At 41.2% G+C, this 427-nt stretch carries 1 protein-coding gene; it reads left to right on the top strand.

Features of this window, described 5'->3' with window-relative positions; translation table 11 throughout:
* Positions 1-50: 50 nt before the first annotated feature.
* Positions 51-427: ImmA/IrrE family metallo-endopeptidase (locus tag AAEY62_RS20415; protein WP_350636033.1), on the top strand; the 377-nt coding region annotated here is incomplete at its 3' end.

Here is a 427-nt window from a genome sequence, read left to right as displayed (position 1 = left end):
AAGTAAATCAATTTATTAATACCATTTCAGATGAGAGCTTTCCTATCAGAGTGGAATTCCATGCATTTGTATCCGACCAATTTTTGGGTAAGGCAATCGGCAATCAAGACGGGGCAGGAATTATTATTAATAGCAATATTCCAGATTCCCGGCGGCTAAATTTCACTGCGGCACATGAAACAGGCCACGTTTGTATGCACATTATGCAGGGCCACTCTAAAGACTTTGAGTGTGGTAACTCTGAGCTTGGGGATTATTTTAAAGATCCGCTAGAACGCCAAGCTAATGGTTTTGCATCTGGACTACTAATGCCAAAGCGATTGGTTAAGCCTTTGACTGATGGCGATGTAAACTGGCATAACATCAAACAAATATCCGATTTATGCGACACCTCTTTGGAGGCTGTTTTTAGAAGACTATCATGGCT

The organism is Pseudoalteromonas sp. GW168-MNA-CIBAN-0100 (assembly GCF_040309225.1).
Taxonomy (GTDB): Bacteria; Pseudomonadota; Gammaproteobacteria; order Enterobacterales; family Alteromonadaceae; genus Pseudoalteromonas; species Pseudoalteromonas arctica.
Note: the sequence above shows the minus strand (reverse complement) of the source record. Positions and strands in the feature narration are given on the sequence as shown.